The organism is Modestobacter roseus, assembly GCF_007994135.1.
GTDB lineage: Bacteria > Actinomycetota > Actinomycetes > Mycobacteriales > Geodermatophilaceae > Modestobacter > Modestobacter roseus.
In genome coordinates, this window is the sequence record NZ_VLKF01000001.1 from 962,693 (window position 1) to 976,834 (window position 14,142).

At 75.8% G+C, this 14,142-nt stretch carries 13 protein-coding genes; all 13 read left to right on the forward strand.

Translation table 11 applies throughout. The annotated features are described in order from the left end of the window. Positions 1-54 precede the first annotated feature (54 nt). The gene (locus JD78_RS04595) at positions 55-1,860 is read left to right on the forward strand and encodes an ABC transporter ATP-binding protein (RefSeq protein ID WP_228395294.1); all 1,806 of its coding nucleotides are present in this window, start codon (positions 55-57) and stop codon (positions 1,858-1,860) included. Continuing rightward, on the forward strand, positions 1,857-3,734 hold the full coding sequence (locus tag JD78_RS04600) for an ABC transporter ATP-binding protein (protein WP_153361516.1): 1,878 nt from the start codon (positions 1,857-1,859) through the stop codon (positions 3,732-3,734). Before JD78_RS04595 ends, JD78_RS04600 begins: the two co-directional genes overlap by 4 nt. Before the next feature lie 47 nt (positions 3,735-3,781). Further along, complete coding sequence (locus JD78_RS04605) at positions 3,782-4,204, forward strand: hypothetical protein (RefSeq protein WP_153361517.1); 423 nt, start codon at positions 3,782-3,784, stop codon at positions 4,202-4,204. 29 nt (positions 4,205-4,233) lie between these two features. Then, positions 4,234-4,734 carry a hypothetical protein gene (locus JD78_RS04610; RefSeq protein WP_153361518.1) on the forward strand — a complete coding sequence of 167 codons (501 nt, stop codon included), beginning with the start codon at positions 4,234-4,236 and terminating at the stop codon, positions 4,732-4,734. Between the two features lie 10 nt (positions 4,735-4,744). Beyond that, positions 4,745-6,400: an FAD-binding dehydrogenase gene (locus tag JD78_RS04615; protein ID WP_153361519.1), complete on the forward strand. Its 1,656-nt coding sequence runs from the start codon at positions 4,745-4,747 to the stop codon at positions 6,398-6,400. Continuing rightward, a complete protein-coding gene (locus JD78_RS04620) occupies positions 6,397-7,107 on the forward strand; it encodes a hypothetical protein (RefSeq protein WP_153361520.1) in 711 nt (236 codons plus the stop codon). The genes JD78_RS04615 and JD78_RS04620 overlap by 4 nt, the downstream gene beginning before the upstream one ends. A 35-nt stretch (positions 7,108-7,142) precedes the next feature. Beyond that, positions 7,143-7,541, forward strand: coding sequence for a phosphoribosyl-AMP cyclohydrolase (hisI, locus tag JD78_RS04625; protein WP_153361521.1), 399 nt, complete (start codon positions 7,143-7,145; stop codon positions 7,539-7,541). 2 nt (positions 7,542-7,543) lie between these two features. After that, the gene (locus JD78_RS04630; RefSeq protein WP_153361522.1) at positions 7,544-9,058 is read left to right on the forward strand and encodes an anthranilate synthase component I; all 1,515 of its coding nucleotides are present in this window, start codon (positions 7,544-7,546) and stop codon (positions 9,056-9,058) included. Further along, entirely contained in the window at positions 9,055-9,675 is a 621-nt protein-coding gene (locus JD78_RS04635) for a Trp biosynthesis-associated membrane protein (RefSeq protein WP_153361523.1), read from the forward strand. Before JD78_RS04630 ends, JD78_RS04635 begins: the two co-directional genes overlap by 4 nt. Positions 9,676-9,807: 132 nt before the next feature. After that, positions 9,808-10,617 carry an indole-3-glycerol phosphate synthase TrpC gene (gene trpC / locus JD78_RS04640; protein ID WP_153361524.1) on the forward strand — a complete coding sequence of 270 codons (810 nt, stop codon included), beginning with the start codon at positions 9,808-9,810 and terminating at the stop codon, positions 10,615-10,617. An 87-nt stretch (positions 10,618-10,704) separates the two neighbouring features. Further along, on the forward strand, positions 10,705-12,093 hold the full coding sequence (gene trpB / locus JD78_RS04645; RefSeq protein ID WP_438861319.1) for a tryptophan synthase subunit beta: 1,389 nt from the start codon (positions 10,705-10,707) through the stop codon (positions 12,091-12,093). Continuing rightward, positions 12,090-12,890 (forward strand): tryptophan synthase subunit alpha, encoded by an 801-nt coding sequence (trpA, locus tag JD78_RS04650; protein ID WP_153361525.1) that lies wholly within the window; start codon positions 12,090-12,092, stop codon positions 12,888-12,890. Before trpB ends, trpA begins: the two co-directional genes overlap by 4 nt. Next, positions 12,887-13,915 (forward strand): prolipoprotein diacylglyceryl transferase, encoded by a 1,029-nt coding sequence (gene lgt / locus JD78_RS04655; RefSeq protein WP_228395296.1) that lies wholly within the window; start codon positions 12,887-12,889, stop codon positions 13,913-13,915. The genes trpA and lgt overlap by 4 nt, the downstream gene beginning before the upstream one ends. Positions 13,916-14,142: the final 227 nt, after the last annotated feature.

The following is a 14,142-nucleotide window of genomic DNA, read 5'->3' on the forward strand; positions in this document are numbered from 1 at the left end:
GTAAGCAACCCGGGTAGGCTGACCGCACCGCCCGCACCATCGACTGGAGGCACCGTGCCGCGCCGCAGAGACGCCGTGGTCCGCCGCGGCGTCCGTCACATCGGGCGCGCCGTCGCCGGGCAGCCGGGGATCTTCGTCCTCGCCTTCCTGGGCAGCAGCCTCTACGGCGGGATGACCGTCGCCAGCGCCTACGTGATCGGCGGGATCACCGACCGGGTGCTGCTGCCGGCCTTCGACGAGGGCGACACCACCGCCACCGCCCTCTCCCTGGCCGCTCTGGCGATCATCGTCGTCGCCCTGCTGAAGATCGTCGGCATCCTCGGCCGCCGGCTCTTCGCCGGCATCATGAGCTACCGGCTGCAGGCCGAGTACCGCCGCCGGGTCACCGGCCAGTACCTGCGGCTCCCGCTGTCCTGGCACCAGCGCCACCCCACCGGGCAGCTGCTGTCCAACGCCAACTCCGACGTCGAGGCCGCCTGGTTCTTCGTCGCCCCGCTGCCCTTCGCCTGCGGCGCCATCGTAATGATCGCGATCACCATCGCCGCGCTGGTGCTCACCGACCCGTTGCTGGCGGTCGTCGGGTTCGTCGTCTTTCCGCTGGTCTTCGTGATCAACGCCGTCTACAGCCAGGTGATGAGCCCTCGGATGGCCCGCGCCCAGCAGTTGCGCGCCGAGGTCAGCGAGATCGCCCACGAGAGCTTCGACGCCGCCCTGGTCGTGAAGACCCTCGGCCGGGAGGCCGACGAGACCACCCGCTTCGGCGCCCGGGCCGACGAGCTGCGCGACGGCCTGGTCGCCGTCGGCCGGGTCCGCGGCCTGTTCGACCCGCTGATGGAGGCCCTGCCCAACCTCGGCACCCTCGCCGTGCTGCTGGTCGGCGCCGAGCGGGTCGCCGCGGGCGCCACCGGCGCCGGCGACCTGGTCTCCATCGCGTACCTGTTCACCCTGCTGGCGCTGCCGATCCGCGCCATCGGCTGGGTGCTGGCCGACCTGCCGCGCGCGCTCGCCGGCTGGGACCGGGTCACCCCCGTGCTGGAGGCCACCGGCGAGATCGCGCACGGCCCGGACGCCGCCCCCGGCGGCGACCGGGGGGCCGCCGTCGGCCTGCACGAGGTCGGCTTCGGCTACGCCGACGCCGCCCGGCCCACCCTCGACGGCGTCACCTTCGACGTGCCGGCCGGTCGCACCCTCGCCGTCGTCGGTCCCACCGGCGCCGGCAAGTCCACCCTCGCCGGCCTGCTGGTGCGCCTGGTCGACCCCCAGCGCGGCGACGTCCTCCTCGACGACGTCGACCTGCGCACCCTGCGCGAGGGCGAGGTGAGCGACCAGGTGGCCTTCGTCGCCCAGTCGACCTTCCTCTTCGACGACACCGTGCGTGACAACATCACGCTCGGCGGCGACTTCACCGACGACCAGGTGCACGAGGCGCTGCGGATCGCCGCGGCCGAGGACTTCGTCGCCCGCCTCCCGCACGGCCTGGACACCCGGGTCGGCGAACGCGGCGCCAGCCTCTCCGGCGGCCAGCGGCAGCGCCTGGCGCTGGCCCGCGCCGTCGTCCGCCGGCCCCGGCTGCTCGTGCTCGACGACGCCACCAGCGCCGTCGACCCCGCGGTGGAGGCCCGCATCCTCGACGCGCTGCGCGCCGCCGACCGCCCGGCCACCGTCGTCGTCGTCGCCTACCGGCAGGCCACCATCGCCCTCGCCGACGAGGTCGTCTGGCTGGAGCGCGGGCGCCTGGTCGCCCGCGGCACCCACGCCGAGCTGCTCGCCCAGGTGCCCGGCTACGCCCGGCTGGTGCACGCCTACCAGCTGCCCGAGGCCGGCGCGGCCGACCGCGCGCCCGCGGGGGCCCAGGCATGAGCGAGCCCAGCGACGGCGACGTCCTGCTCGCCGCCGACCGCCGGCCGGAGAGCGCCACCGCCACCCTGCGCCGGGGCCTGCGGATGATGCCGGAGTTCCGCCAGGGCCTGCCGGTCACCTTCCTGCTCGCGCTGATCGCCACCGCCGGCCGCGTGGTCGTGCCCGTCGCCGTCCAGCAGGTGCTCGACCGCGGGCTGAACGGCCCCGGCGGCCCGGACATCCCGCTGGTGCGCGAGCTGGTCCTCGCGTCCGCCGTCGTCGTGGTGGTCACCGGCGTCGCCGTCTACCTGATGAACGTCCGGCTGTTCCGCACCACCGAGACCGCGCTGGCCGGGCTGCGGGTGCGCGCCTTCCGGCACGTGCACGACCTCTCGGTCCTGCACCAGCAGGGGCAGCGGCGCGGGTCGCTGGTCTCCCGGGTCACCAGCGACGTCGACCAGCTGTCGGTCTTCATGCAGTGGGGCGGGGTCCTCGGCCTGGTCAGCATCGGCCAGCTCGTCGTCGCCACCGTGGTCATGGCGATCTACTCCTGGCAGCTCACCCTCCTGGTGCTGGCCTGCTTCGTACCGCTGGCGATCGCGGTGAAGTGGTTCGCCAAGCGGCTGGCCGCGGTCTACGGCGTGGTCCGCGAACGGGTCGGCGACGTCCTCGCCGCCGTCGGCGAGTCCGTCGTCGGCGCGCCGACGGTCCGGGCCTACGGCATCCGGGCCCGGACGGCGGCCCGCATCGACCGCGCCATCGACCGGCACTACCGCGCCTCCATCGACGCCCAGAAGGTCACCGCCGGGGTCTACGTCAGCGGCGAGCTGGTCGCCGCGATCGCCAACGCGGCGGTCGTCGTCGTCGGGGTGCTGCTGGGCATCGCCGGGGACATCAGCGCCGGCACGCTGGTCGCCTTCCTCTTCCTGGTCACCCTCTTCGTGGCGCCGGTGCAGACCGCCAGCGAGGTGCTGAACGAGGCGCAGAACGCCGTCGCCGGGTTCCGCCGGGTGCTCGACGTGCTCGACACCGAGCCCGACGTGCGCGACCCGGCGGCCACCGACCCGGCCACGGGGCGCTCGCTGCCACCCGGCCCGCTGGACGTCCGGTTCGACCACGTCTCCTTCGCCTACGCCGCCGGCGGCGCCAAGGCCCTCGACGACGTCGACCTGACGATCACCGCGCGCACGCGGGTGGCGATCGTCGGGGAGACCGGCTCGGGCAAGACGACGTTCGCCAAGCTGGTCACCCGGCTGATGGACCCGACCGAGGGGCGTGTCCTCGTCGGCAACGGGCGGGACGGCGGGGCGACCGGCATGGTCCCGCTGGACGAGGTCGCGTTCGCATCGCTGCGCCAGCGGGTGGTGATGGTCCCGCAGGACGGGTTCCTCTTCGACGCCTCGGTCGCCGACAACGTCCGGTACGGCCGTCCCGGGATGACCGACGCGCAGGTCGCCGCCGCCTTCGACGACCTCGGGCTCGGCGACTGGGTGGCCGACCTGCCGGACGGCGTCGCCACCCCGGTCGGCCAGCGCGGCGAGTCGCTCAGCGCGGGGGAGCGGCAGCTGGTGGCCGTGGCCCGCGCCTACGTGGCCGATCCCGACCTGCTGGTGCTGGACGAGGCGACCAGCGCGGTCGACCCGGCCACCGAGATGCGGCTGACCCGGGCGCTGGACACGCTGACCGACGGCCGGACGACGCTCACCATCGCGCACCGGCTCTCCACGGCCGAGCGCGCCGACGAGGTGCTGGTCGTCGACTCCGGCCGGGTCGTGCAGCGCGGCACGCACGCCGAGCTCGTCGACGCCGACGGCGCCTACGGCCGGCTGCACGCCTCCTGGCGGCGCAGCTCCGGCCGGCAGCCGGGGGCCCCGCTGGAGGAGCCGGTCGGCTGACGGCGCGTCCGGGCCCGGCGGGACGCGGACGGCCCTACGGTGCGCGCGTGTCCGCTCCCGTTCGCCGCCCGCCCCTGCCGGCACTCCTCGCCGCGCCGCTGGCGGTGCTCACCGCGCTGACCACCGCCGCCTTCGCGCTGCTCGCCCTGGCGTTCTCCAACGGCCGGTTCGACGGCGGCGGCTGGCTGGTCGTCGCCGTCCCCGTGCTGCTGTCGGTGTGGCTGCTGACCGGGGCGCTGCTGCTCCTGCTGGGCCGGAGCTGGCTGGCGGTCTTCCTCCCCGCCGCCGCCCTCGTCGCGGTGCTCGGCTGGGTGCTGCTCGCCGACGGGCTGATCGCCGACTCCGACGGCCTCCTGCTGCTGGTCTGGGCGCTGCCGGCCGGTACGGCGGTGCTGGCCGCGCTGCCCGGCGTCCGGCGCTGGGTCGCCGCCCGGCGGGCAGCCGGTGACGTCCAGCCGGCTCCCAGCTGACCGTCAGGACGGCGTCCTAGCCTGCCGGCATGCCGTCGCCCCGACCGCAGACCCGGTCCCGTCAGGTCCCGCCCCGGCACCCGCTGGGCCGGGGGTCCCGCCTCGCGCACACGGCCCCCACCCGGCCGCAGGCCGCCCCGTTCGCCGCGGCGTTCGGCCTGCTCGTCGCGGTCGTCGACGGGTACCTGGGCTGGCTGCTCTGGGACGCCGACCCCGGCTGGGGCTGGTACCTGCTCGCGCCGGGGGCGCTGGCCGCCCTCGCCCTGCTCGGCGCGGTGCTGGTCTGGCGCGGCACCGGGGTGGGCCGCCTGCCGGGCTGGCTGGTGCTCGTCCTCGCCTGCCTCCTGCCGCTGGTCGGGCTCGTCCTGCTGGCCGGGTTCTTCGGCGTGCTCGGCGGCGGGTCGGCGGCGTGGACGACGCTGCTGCTGGCCGTCGGGCCGCTCGTCGGCCTGGTGCTCGCCGCGCAGCAGCCGGTGCGGGAGTGGGCCGGTGCGGGCCGTCGGCCGCCCGCGGTGGCGCGCGCCCGCTAGCGTCGTGGAGGTGAGCACCGACGCTGACGTGATCGTGGTGGGTGCGGGGCTGGCCGGGCTGGTCGCCACCGCGGAGCTGGCCGACGCCGGCAAGCGGGTGCTGCTGCTCGACCAGGAACCCGAGGCCTCCCTCGGCGGCCAGGCGCACTGGTCCTTCGGCGGCCTGTTCCTCGTCGACACCCCCGAGCAGCGCCGCCTGCGCGTGCACGACTCCCTGGAGCTGGCCCGCCAGGACTGGTTCGGCACCGCCGGCTTCGACCGCACCGAGGACCACTGGCCGCGGCAGTGGGCCGAGGCGTACCTGCAGTTCGCCGCGGGGGAGAAGCGCGCCTGGCTGCGTGCGCAGGGCGTGCGGTTCTTCCCGGTGGTCGGCTGGGCCGAGCGCGGCGGGTACACCGCCACCGGCCACGGCAACTCGGTGCCCCGCTTCCACATCACCTGGGGCACCGGCCCCGGCGTGGTCGCCCCCTTCGCGCGGCGGGTCGCCGACGGCGCCGCCCGCGGGCTGGTCGACGTCCGGTACCGGCACCGGGTCGACGGGCTGGTAGTCACCGACGGCGCGGTCACCGGCGTCCGGGGCGCGGTGCTCGAACCCAGCGACGTCGCCCGCGGGGTGGCCAGCTCGCGCGTCGAGGTCGGCGGGTTCGAGCTCGCCGCGCCGGCCGTCGTCGTCACCTCCGGGGGGATCGGGGCCAACCACGACCTGGTCCGGCGCAACTGGCCGGCCCGGCTCGGCCCGGCGCCGCGGCGGCTGCTCTCCGGCGTCCCCGCGCACGTCGACGGCCGGATGCTGGAGATCACCCAGGCCGCCGGCGGCAACGTGATCAACCCCGACCGGATGTGGCACTACACCGAGGGCATCACCAACCACTCGCCGGTCTGGGAGCGGCACGGCATCCGGATCCTGCCCGGCCCCTCCTCGCTCTGGCTGGACGCCACCGGCACCCGGCTGCCGGTGCCGCTGTTCCCCGGCTTCGACACCCTGGGCACGCTGGCGCACATCGGCACCACCGGCCACGAGCACACCTGGTTCCTGCTCACCCAGAAGATCGTGGAGAAGGAGTTCACCCTCTCCGGCTCCGAGCAGAACCCCGACCTCACCGACAAGGACCTGAAGCTGCTGCTGACCCGGGTGCGCAGCGGCGCAGCGGCCCCGGTGCAGGCGTTCCTGGACCGCGGCGAGGACTTCGTCGTCGCCCCCACGCTGCCGCAGCTGGTCGCCGGGATGAACCAGCTCACCGGCGACCGCCCGCACGTCGACCTCGCGACCGTCGAGCGGGAGGTCGTCGCCCGCGACCGGGAGATCGCCAACCGGTTCACCAAGGACGCCCAGGTCACCGCCGTCCGCCAGGCCCGCGGCTACCTCGGCGACAAGCTGATCCGGGTCGCGACGCCGCACCGGCTGCTCGACCCCGAGGCCGGCCCGCTGATCGCCGTCCGGCTCAACCTGCTCACCCGAAAGACCCTCGGCGGCCTGGAGACCGACCTCTCCGGCCGCGTGCTGCGTGGTGACGGCGAGCCGTTCCCCGGTCTGTACGCCGCCGGGGAGGTCGCCGGCTTCGGCGGCGGCGGGATGCACGGCTACCGCTCCCTGGAGGGCACCTTCCTGGGCGGCTGCCTGTTCTCCGGCCGGGTCGCCGGGCGGGCGCTGGCGGCTCAGCTGTGAGCCAGCCCGACTGGGACGCCGTCCCGCCCGGCCAGCCGCCCTACGGCGGACCCCCGCCCACCGGGCAGCCCTGGGCCGCACCGCCGGGGCAGCAGCACCCGTGGGGCCCTCCGCCGCAGTGGGGCCCGCCGCAGACCCCGCCGCAGACCCCGCCGCAGTGGGGACCGCCGCAGTGGGGACCGGCGCCGTGGGGCGCCCCGCCGCACCCGGGCCAGCAGGCGTACGCGGGCCAGCAGCCGTTCACCGCCTGGGGCGGGTACGCGCCGCCGTACGCCCGCGCGCCCCGGCGGCCGGGCGTGGTCGTTGGGGCGGCGGCGCTGGCCTTCGGCTCGGCGCTGCTCACCCTCGTCGGCACGGTCTACGCGATGGCGTTCAGCGCACTGCTGGCGGTCACCCGTGGGCCCTCCGCCGGGATCGGGCCGTGGATCGCCCTCGTGCAGCTGCTGGTCGTCGCGCTGTTCGTGGTCGGCGGGCTCACGGCGCTGTCCGGCGGGCGCCGGGAGTGGCTGTGGGCGGCAGCCGGCGGCCAGGTCTGCCTGTCGGTGTACTGGGTGGTGGTGCTCACCGGCACCTCCGCGCCGATCGGGGAGGCGGTGGTGGTGCTCCCGGTCGTCTACGGGGCGCTCGGCATCGCTGCTGCCGGGCTCACGGTCCTGCCCGACGCGGTGGCGTGGTCCCGGACGGCGGCCGCCGCACGCAGGGCCTGACCGGGCGGTTCCGGTCGGGTGGGACGATCAGCGGCATGTCCGCCCCCTCCCGATCCGAGCTCGACCCGGCGGTCGCCGGCCTGCTCCGCCGCGACCCCGCCGGCCTGGTCGCCGCCGTCGTCCAGCAGCACGACACCGCCGAGGTGCTCATGGTCGCCTGGATGGACGACGAGGCGCTGCACCGCACGCTGACCACCGGCCGGGCCACCTACTGGTCGCGCAGCCGGCAGGAGTACTGGGTCAAGGGCGAGACGTCGGGCCACCGGCAGTGGGTGCGCGACGTCCGGCTGGACTGCGACGGCGACGCGCTGCTGGTCCTCGTCGACCAGGAGGGGCCCGCGTGCCACACCGGCGAGCGCAGCTGCTTCCACCGCCCGCTGCGGGGTCACCAGGCGTCCGACCTCGCCGGGATCCGGCCGGAGGCCGGCGAGTGACGATGCGACTCGGTGAGACCACCCCCTCGGCGGCGGGTTTCGCCGCGGTGGGAACTCCCGTCGTGCCGGTCACCCGCCGGCTGCTGGCCGACAGCGAGACCGCCGTCGGCCTGTACCGCAAGCTCGCCCGCAACCGTCCCGGCACGGTGCTGCTGGAGTCGGCCGAGCAGGGCAAGCAGTGGTCGCGGTACAGCTTCGTCGGGGTGCGCAGCGCCGGCACGCTGACCGAGCGCGACGGCGCGACCGTGTGGGTGGGTGACCCGCTGCCCGGACTGACCGACGACCTGCCGGCCGACCCGCTGGCCGCGGTCCGCACGCTGGCCCGCCGGCTCCGCTCGCCGCGCGGTGCCACCGCCGACCAGCAGGGCCTGCCGCCGCTCACCGGTGGCCTGGTCGGCTACCTCGGCTACGACGTCGTCCGCCGGCTGGAGCGGCTGCCGAGCACGAGCACCGACGACCTCGGCATGCCCGAGCTCGCGCTCATGCTGGTCACCGACCTGGCCGTGCTCGACCACACCGACGGCACGGTGCTGCTCATCGCCAACGCGCTGGCCGCGGGTCCCGCGGCCTACGACGACGCCGTGGCCCGGCTCGACGCGATGGCCGCGGACCTGACCGATGCGGTGCCGCCGTCGGTGGCCACGCTCACCACCGCCGACGCCCCGCCGGTCACCAGCAACATGGCGCCGGGGGAGTACGAGGCCGGGGTCGAGCGGGTGCGGGAGCACGTCCGGGCCGGCGACGTGTTCCAGACGGTGCTCGCCCAGCGCTTCGAGCTGGCCACCGACGTCGACGCGCTGGACCTCTACCGGGTGCTGCGCGCCAGCAACCCCTCGCCGTACATGTACCTGCTGCGCTTCGCCGGCCGGGAGTCGCCGTTCGACGTCGTCGGCTCCTCGCCGGAGGCGCTGGTGACGGTGACGGGGGAGCGGGCCGTGGTGCACCCGCCGGCCGGCACCCGGCCCCGCGGTGCGACGCCGGAGGACGACCTGCGGCTGACCGAGGAGCTGCTCGCCGACCCCAAGGAGCGCGCCGAGCACGTCATGCTGGTCGACCTGGCCCGCAACGACCTCGGCCGGGTCTGCGTGCCGGGCTCGGTGGAGGTCGCGGACTTCATGCGCGTGGAGCGCTACAGCCACGTCATGCACCTGGTCTCCACCGTCGCCGGCCAGGTGTCGCCGGGCCGGGACGCGCTCGACGTCTTCGACGCGACGTTCCCCGCCGGCACGGTCTCCGGGGCGCCCAAGCCGCGGGCGATGGAGGTCATCGAGTCCCTGGAGCCGACCAGGCGCGCGCTCTACGCGGGCACGGTCGGCTACGTCGACGCCGGCGGCGACATGGACATGGCGATCGCCATCCGCACCGCGGTGCTGCACCAGGGGCGGGCCTACGTGCAGGCCGGCGCCGGGATCGTCGCCGACAGCGACCCGGCCACCGAGGAGGCGGAGACCCGGCACAAGGCGCGGGCGGTGCTCTCGGCGATCGCCACCGCGGAGGGGCTGCGGGAGCTCCCGTGAACGGCCCCGCCAGCAGTGCCTCGCGGGCTCGGCGGGAGCTGACCGTCGCGGTGCTGGGCAGCGCCCTGGCCGGCGGGCTGGCGCTGTCGACGGCGGGTCAGGGGTGGGCCGACGTCACGATCGTCCGCGAGCCGCCGCTGCCGCCGGTCGACGCGGTGCTCACCGGCTCCGACGCGGCCCCGCTGGTCGCCGCCTGCGGACTCCTGCTGCTCGCCGCCGCGGTGGCGGTGATCGCCGTCCGGGGCGCCGCCCGGGTCCTCGTCGGCGGGCTGGTGGCGCTCGCCGGGGGCGCGGTGGTCTGGTCGACCGCGCAGGCGGTGCGGGGCGGGCTGTCGGAGGTCTCCACCGAGCTGCCCGGAGTCGGCCGGGGCGGTGGTCCGGTGACCGTCGACGTGGCCGCCGGCTGGCCGGCGCTCGCCGTCGCCGCGGGGGTGCTCGCCGTGCTCGTCGGCCTGCTCGTGGCGCTGCGCGGTCGGAGCTGGCCGGGCATGGGCCGCAGGTACGAGCGGACGGCGCCCGGTGCGCCGCCGGCGCGGCAGGCCCGGCCGGCCACCGACGAGGACCGCCACCAGGCGGCCTGGAAGGCGCTGGACCGGGGCGAGGACCCGACAGTGTGACCCCCCGCGTCGGGGGGCGCTCGCCCGGCCCCCGGCCGGGGCGCCGGATCGCCGCCTCTACAGTGATCTCACCGACTCCCGGTGGTGGGAGTCGTTCCGGTGGCACATCATGAGGGGTTGCGAGGAGGGGTCATGAGCGTCCTCGACGACATCGTGGCGGGCGTTCGTGAGGACGTCGCCGCGCGGCAGGCCGCGGTGCCGCTCCCGGAGGTGCAGGCCGCCGCCCGTGACGCCCGCCCGGCGCTGGACGCCCTCGCGGCCCTGCGCGCCCCCGGGGTCGGGGTGATCGCGGAGGTCAAGCGGAAGAGTCCGTCGAAGGGCGAGCTGGCCGAGATCACCGACCCCGCCGCCCTGGCCGCCCAGTACGCCGCCGGGGGTGCCCGGGTGATCAGCGTGCTCACCGAGGGCCGCCGGTTCGGCGGCTCGCACGCCGACCTCACCGCGGTCCGCGCCGCCGTCGACGTCCCGGTGCTGAACAAGGACTTCGTGGTCAGCAGCTACCAGGTGCACGAGGCGCGCGCCGCCGGTGCCGACCTGGTGCTGCTGATCGTCGCCGCCCTCGAGCAGCCGGTGCTCACCGGCCTGCTGGAGCGGATCGAGTCCCTCGGCATGACGGCCCTGGTCGAGGTGCACAGCGAGGCCGAGGCCGACCGCGCCCTGGCCGCCGGGGCGTCGGTGATCGGGGTCAACGCCCGCGACCTGACCACCCTGTCGGTCGACCGCTCGACGTTCGAGCGGATCGCCCCCGGGCTGCCCAGCGAGGTGGTCAAGATCGCCGAGTCCGGCGTCCGTGGGCCGCACGACCTGATCAGCTACGCCGGCGCCGGCGCCGACGCGGTGCTCGTCGGCGAGGGGCTGGTCACCGCCGGCGACCCGCGACAGGCCGTCGCCGACCTGGTCACCGCCGGTTCGCACCCCGCCACCCCGCGCGCCACCCGCTGAACCGACACGGGGACCCCCGCCCGGTCACCGCGCACATCGTGTCAAGCTGGGCACGTGACCATCTCCGCGCACCCTCCGGCCCCTGACGTGAGCAGCCCCGCTCTCGACGCCAGTTCCCGAGATGGCATGGCGCGCCCGGAGTGGCCGGACGCGACCGGCCACTTCGGCCCCTACGGCGGCCGGTTCGTCCCCGAGGCGCTGATCGCCGCGCTCGACGAGCTGACCGAGGCCTACGAGGCGATGCGGGTCGACCCCGCGTTCCTCACCGAGTTCGCCGAGCTGCAGCGTGACTACACCGGCCGGCCCAGCCCGATCACCGCCGTCCCGAAGTTCGCCGAGCACTGCGGCGGCGCCACGGTGCTGCTCAAGCGCGAGGACCTCAACCACACCGGCTCCCACAAGATCAACAACGTGCTCGGCCAGGCGCTGCTGACCAAGCGGATCGGCAAGAGCCGGGTCATCGCCGAGACCGGTGCCGGCCAGCACGGGGTCGCCACCGCCACCGCGGCGGCGCTGATGGGGCTGTCCTGCACGATCTACATGGGCGAGGAGGACACCCGCCGCCAGGCGCTGAACGTGGCCCGGATGCGGCTGCTCGGCGCCGAGGTCGTGCCGGTCACCACCGGCTCGCGCACCCTGAAGGACGCCATCAACGAGGCGTTCCGCGACTGGGTCACCAACGTGGAGACCACCAACTACGTCTTCGGCACCGTCGCCGGCCCGCACCCGTTCCCCGCCATGGTCCGCGACTTCCAGCGGGTGATCGGCGACGAGTCGCGCGGTCAGCTGCTGGACCGGCTGGGTCGGCTGCCCGACGTGGTGCTCGCCTGCGTCGGTGGCGGCTCCAACGCGATCGGCATCTTCACCGCCTTCGTCCCCGACGAGGACGTGCGGCTGGTCGGCCTGGAGGCCGGGGGCGACGGCGTGGAGACCGGGCGGCACGCCTCCTCCATCACCGGGGGCGACCCCGGGGTGCTGCACGGCGCCCGCAGCTACCTGCTGCAGGACGCCAACGGCCAGACGATCGAGTCGCACTCGATCTCCGCCGGCCTGGACTACCCCGGCGTCGGGCCCGAGCACTCCTACCTGCACGACCTCGGGCGGGCGGAGTACCGGCCGGTCACCGACGCGCAGGCGATGGAGGCCTTCGCGCTGCTGTGCCGCACCGAGGGGATCATCCCGGCGATCGAGTCCGCGCACGCCCTGGCCGGCGCGATGCAGGTCGGCCGGGAACTGGGCCCGGACGCGGTGCTGCTGGTGAACCTCTCCGGCCGCGGGGACAAGGACGTCGAGACCGCGTCGGCGTGGTTCGGTCTGGGTGAGGAGACCGCGCCCACCGACTCCGACGAGCGAGCGGTCGAGGCCGGTCGCGGCGCCGAGCCCGGAGCCGGGATGGACACCGAGCAGCACACCACGGAGGGCGCGATCGCCAACGGCGCCGCCGTGCCCGGCCAGCAGGCGGGGGAGCAGGCATGAGCCTGCTCGCCACCCGGATCACCGCGGCCCGCGCCGAGTCCCGCGCCGCGCTGATCGCCTACCTCCCGGTCGGCTACCCCGACGTCGACGGCTCCATCGCGGCCATGGTGGCCGCGGTCGAGGGCGGTGCGGACATCGTCGAGATCGGCGTCCCGTACTCCGACCCGGGCATGGACGGCCCGGTCATCCAGCAGGCCGTGGACGTCGCCGTCCGGGCCGGGGTGGGCATGGCCGACGTGCTGCGCGCCACCCGGGCGGTGGCCGACGCCGGCGCCGTGCCGGTGGTGATGAGCTACTGGAACCCGATCGAGCGCTACGGCGTCGACCGGTTCGCCGACGACCTGGCCGCCGCCGGGGGAGCGGGGGCGATCACCCCCGACCTGATCCCCGACGAGGCCGGTCCCTGGATCGCCGCCACCGACCGCACCGGCCTGGACCGGGTGTTCCTGGTCGCCCCGTCGTCGACCGACGCGCGGCTGGCGTCCACCGCCGCGGCCGCCCGCGGGTTCGTCTACGCCGCCTCCACCATGGGCGTCACCGGCACCCGCGCGACCGTGGGCGACGCCGCCGAGCGGCTGGTCGCCCGCACCCGCGAGGTCGCCGAGCTGCCGGTGTGCGTGGGCCTCGGGGTCTCCGACGCCGACCAGGCCGCCGAGGTCGCCGCGTTCGCCGACGGAGTGATCGTGGGCTCGGCCTACGTCCGCCAGCTGCTCGAGGGCCGTGGCCCCGACGGCGTCCGGGCGCTGTCGGCGGAGCTGTCCGAGGGCGTGCGCCGCCGGCCGGTGGTGCTGTCGTGACCGGCGCCGGCGACGTGCTCGCCGCGATCCCCAGCCCGACCCAGGCCGTCTGGGAGATCGGGCCGTTCCCGCTGCGCGCCTACGCGCTGGCGATCATCGCCGGCATCGTGCTGGCCGTGCTGATCGCCGAGAAGCGCTGGGTCGCCCGCGGCGGCGCCCCCGGCGACGTGCTTGACATCGCCGTCTGGGCGGTGCCCTTCGGCATCATCGGCGGCCGGATCTACCACGTGCTCACCACGCCGGAGCCGTACTTCGGTGAAGGTGGCGACCCGATGCGTGCGTTCGCCATCTGGGAGGGCGGCCTGGGCATCTGGGGGGCCATCGCCCTCGGTGGCGTCGGCGCCTGGATCGCCTGCCGCCGGCGGGGCATCCCGCTGCCGGCCTACGCCGACGCCATCGCCCCGGGCATCGTCGTCGCCCAGGCGGTCGGCCGGCTGGGCAACTGGTTCAACAACGAGCTCTACGGCCGGGCCACCGACCTGCCGTGGGCGCTGACCATCCACCGCTGGGACGCCTCCGCCGGCCGCGCGCTGACCGGGCCCGACGGCGAGGCCCTGGTGCTGGGCACCTTCCACCCGACGTTCCTCTACGAGCTGCTGTGGAACCTCGGGGTCGCGGCGCTGGTGATCTGGGCCGACCGCCGCTTCCGGCTCTCCCACGGCCGGGCCTTCGCCCTGTACGTGGCGGCCTACTGCGCCGGCCGGCTGTGGATCGAGATGCTCCGGATCGACACCGCCGAGCAGTTCCTCGGGCTGCGGCTCAACGTCTTCACCTCGGTCATCGTCGGGCTGCTCGCGGTGGCCTACCTGGTCTGGCAGCGCGGCCGCCCGCGCGAGGTGATCACCCGGGGCCGGGACGCCGGCGCAGCTGCCGGCCCCGACGCCGGGGGCACCCCGACCGCCGGTGGGTCCGCTGCCGCGACCGGCACCCTCACCGGGGCCGCGGAGCCGGCGCCGGACGCCGGTACGGGGTCCACGGCGGCGCGGGCCGGTGGTGACGAGGCCCGGGGACCGGTGCCGGGCTGACCCGCCCACCAGGGGGTCCGGCGCCCCGCGGACGAGAGATGTGCGACATCAGATCGACATGTCCCGCAGGTGACGCTGCTGTGTACGCTCCTTGTCGGCCGCCCAGTGATCCTGGGCCGGCCGGCGACGTCGGAACCGGGCCAGCGCTGCCCCGCACACGACCTCCCCGCGGACACCCGCCCGCGGGACCGCGGGTCAGCAGGCCGTCCGGGCGAACCGAGTCCACC

Excerpts from the sequence above, each read along its gene's own strand:
- JD78_RS04600 (WP_153361516.1), top strand. The coding sequence starts at position 1,857 with ATGAGCGAGCCCAGCGACGGCGACGTCCTGCTCGCCGCCGACCGCCGG.
- JD78_RS04610 (WP_153361518.1), top strand. The coding sequence starts at position 4,234 with ATGCCGTCGCCCCGACCGCAGACCCGGTCCCGTCAGGTCCCGCCCCGG.
- hisI (WP_153361521.1), top strand. The coding sequence starts at position 7,143 with ATGTCCGCCCCCTCCCGATCCGAGCTCGACCCGGCGGTCGCCGGCCTG.
- JD78_RS04630 (WP_153361522.1), top strand. The coding sequence starts at position 7,544 with ATGCGACTCGGTGAGACCACCCCCTCGGCGGCGGGTTTCGCCGCGGTG.
- trpC (WP_153361524.1), top strand. The coding sequence starts at position 9,808 with ATGAGCGTCCTCGACGACATCGTGGCGGGCGTTCGTGAGGACGTCGCC.
- trpA (WP_153361525.1), top strand. The coding sequence starts at position 12,090 with ATGAGCCTGCTCGCCACCCGGATCACCGCGGCCCGCGCCGAGTCCCGC.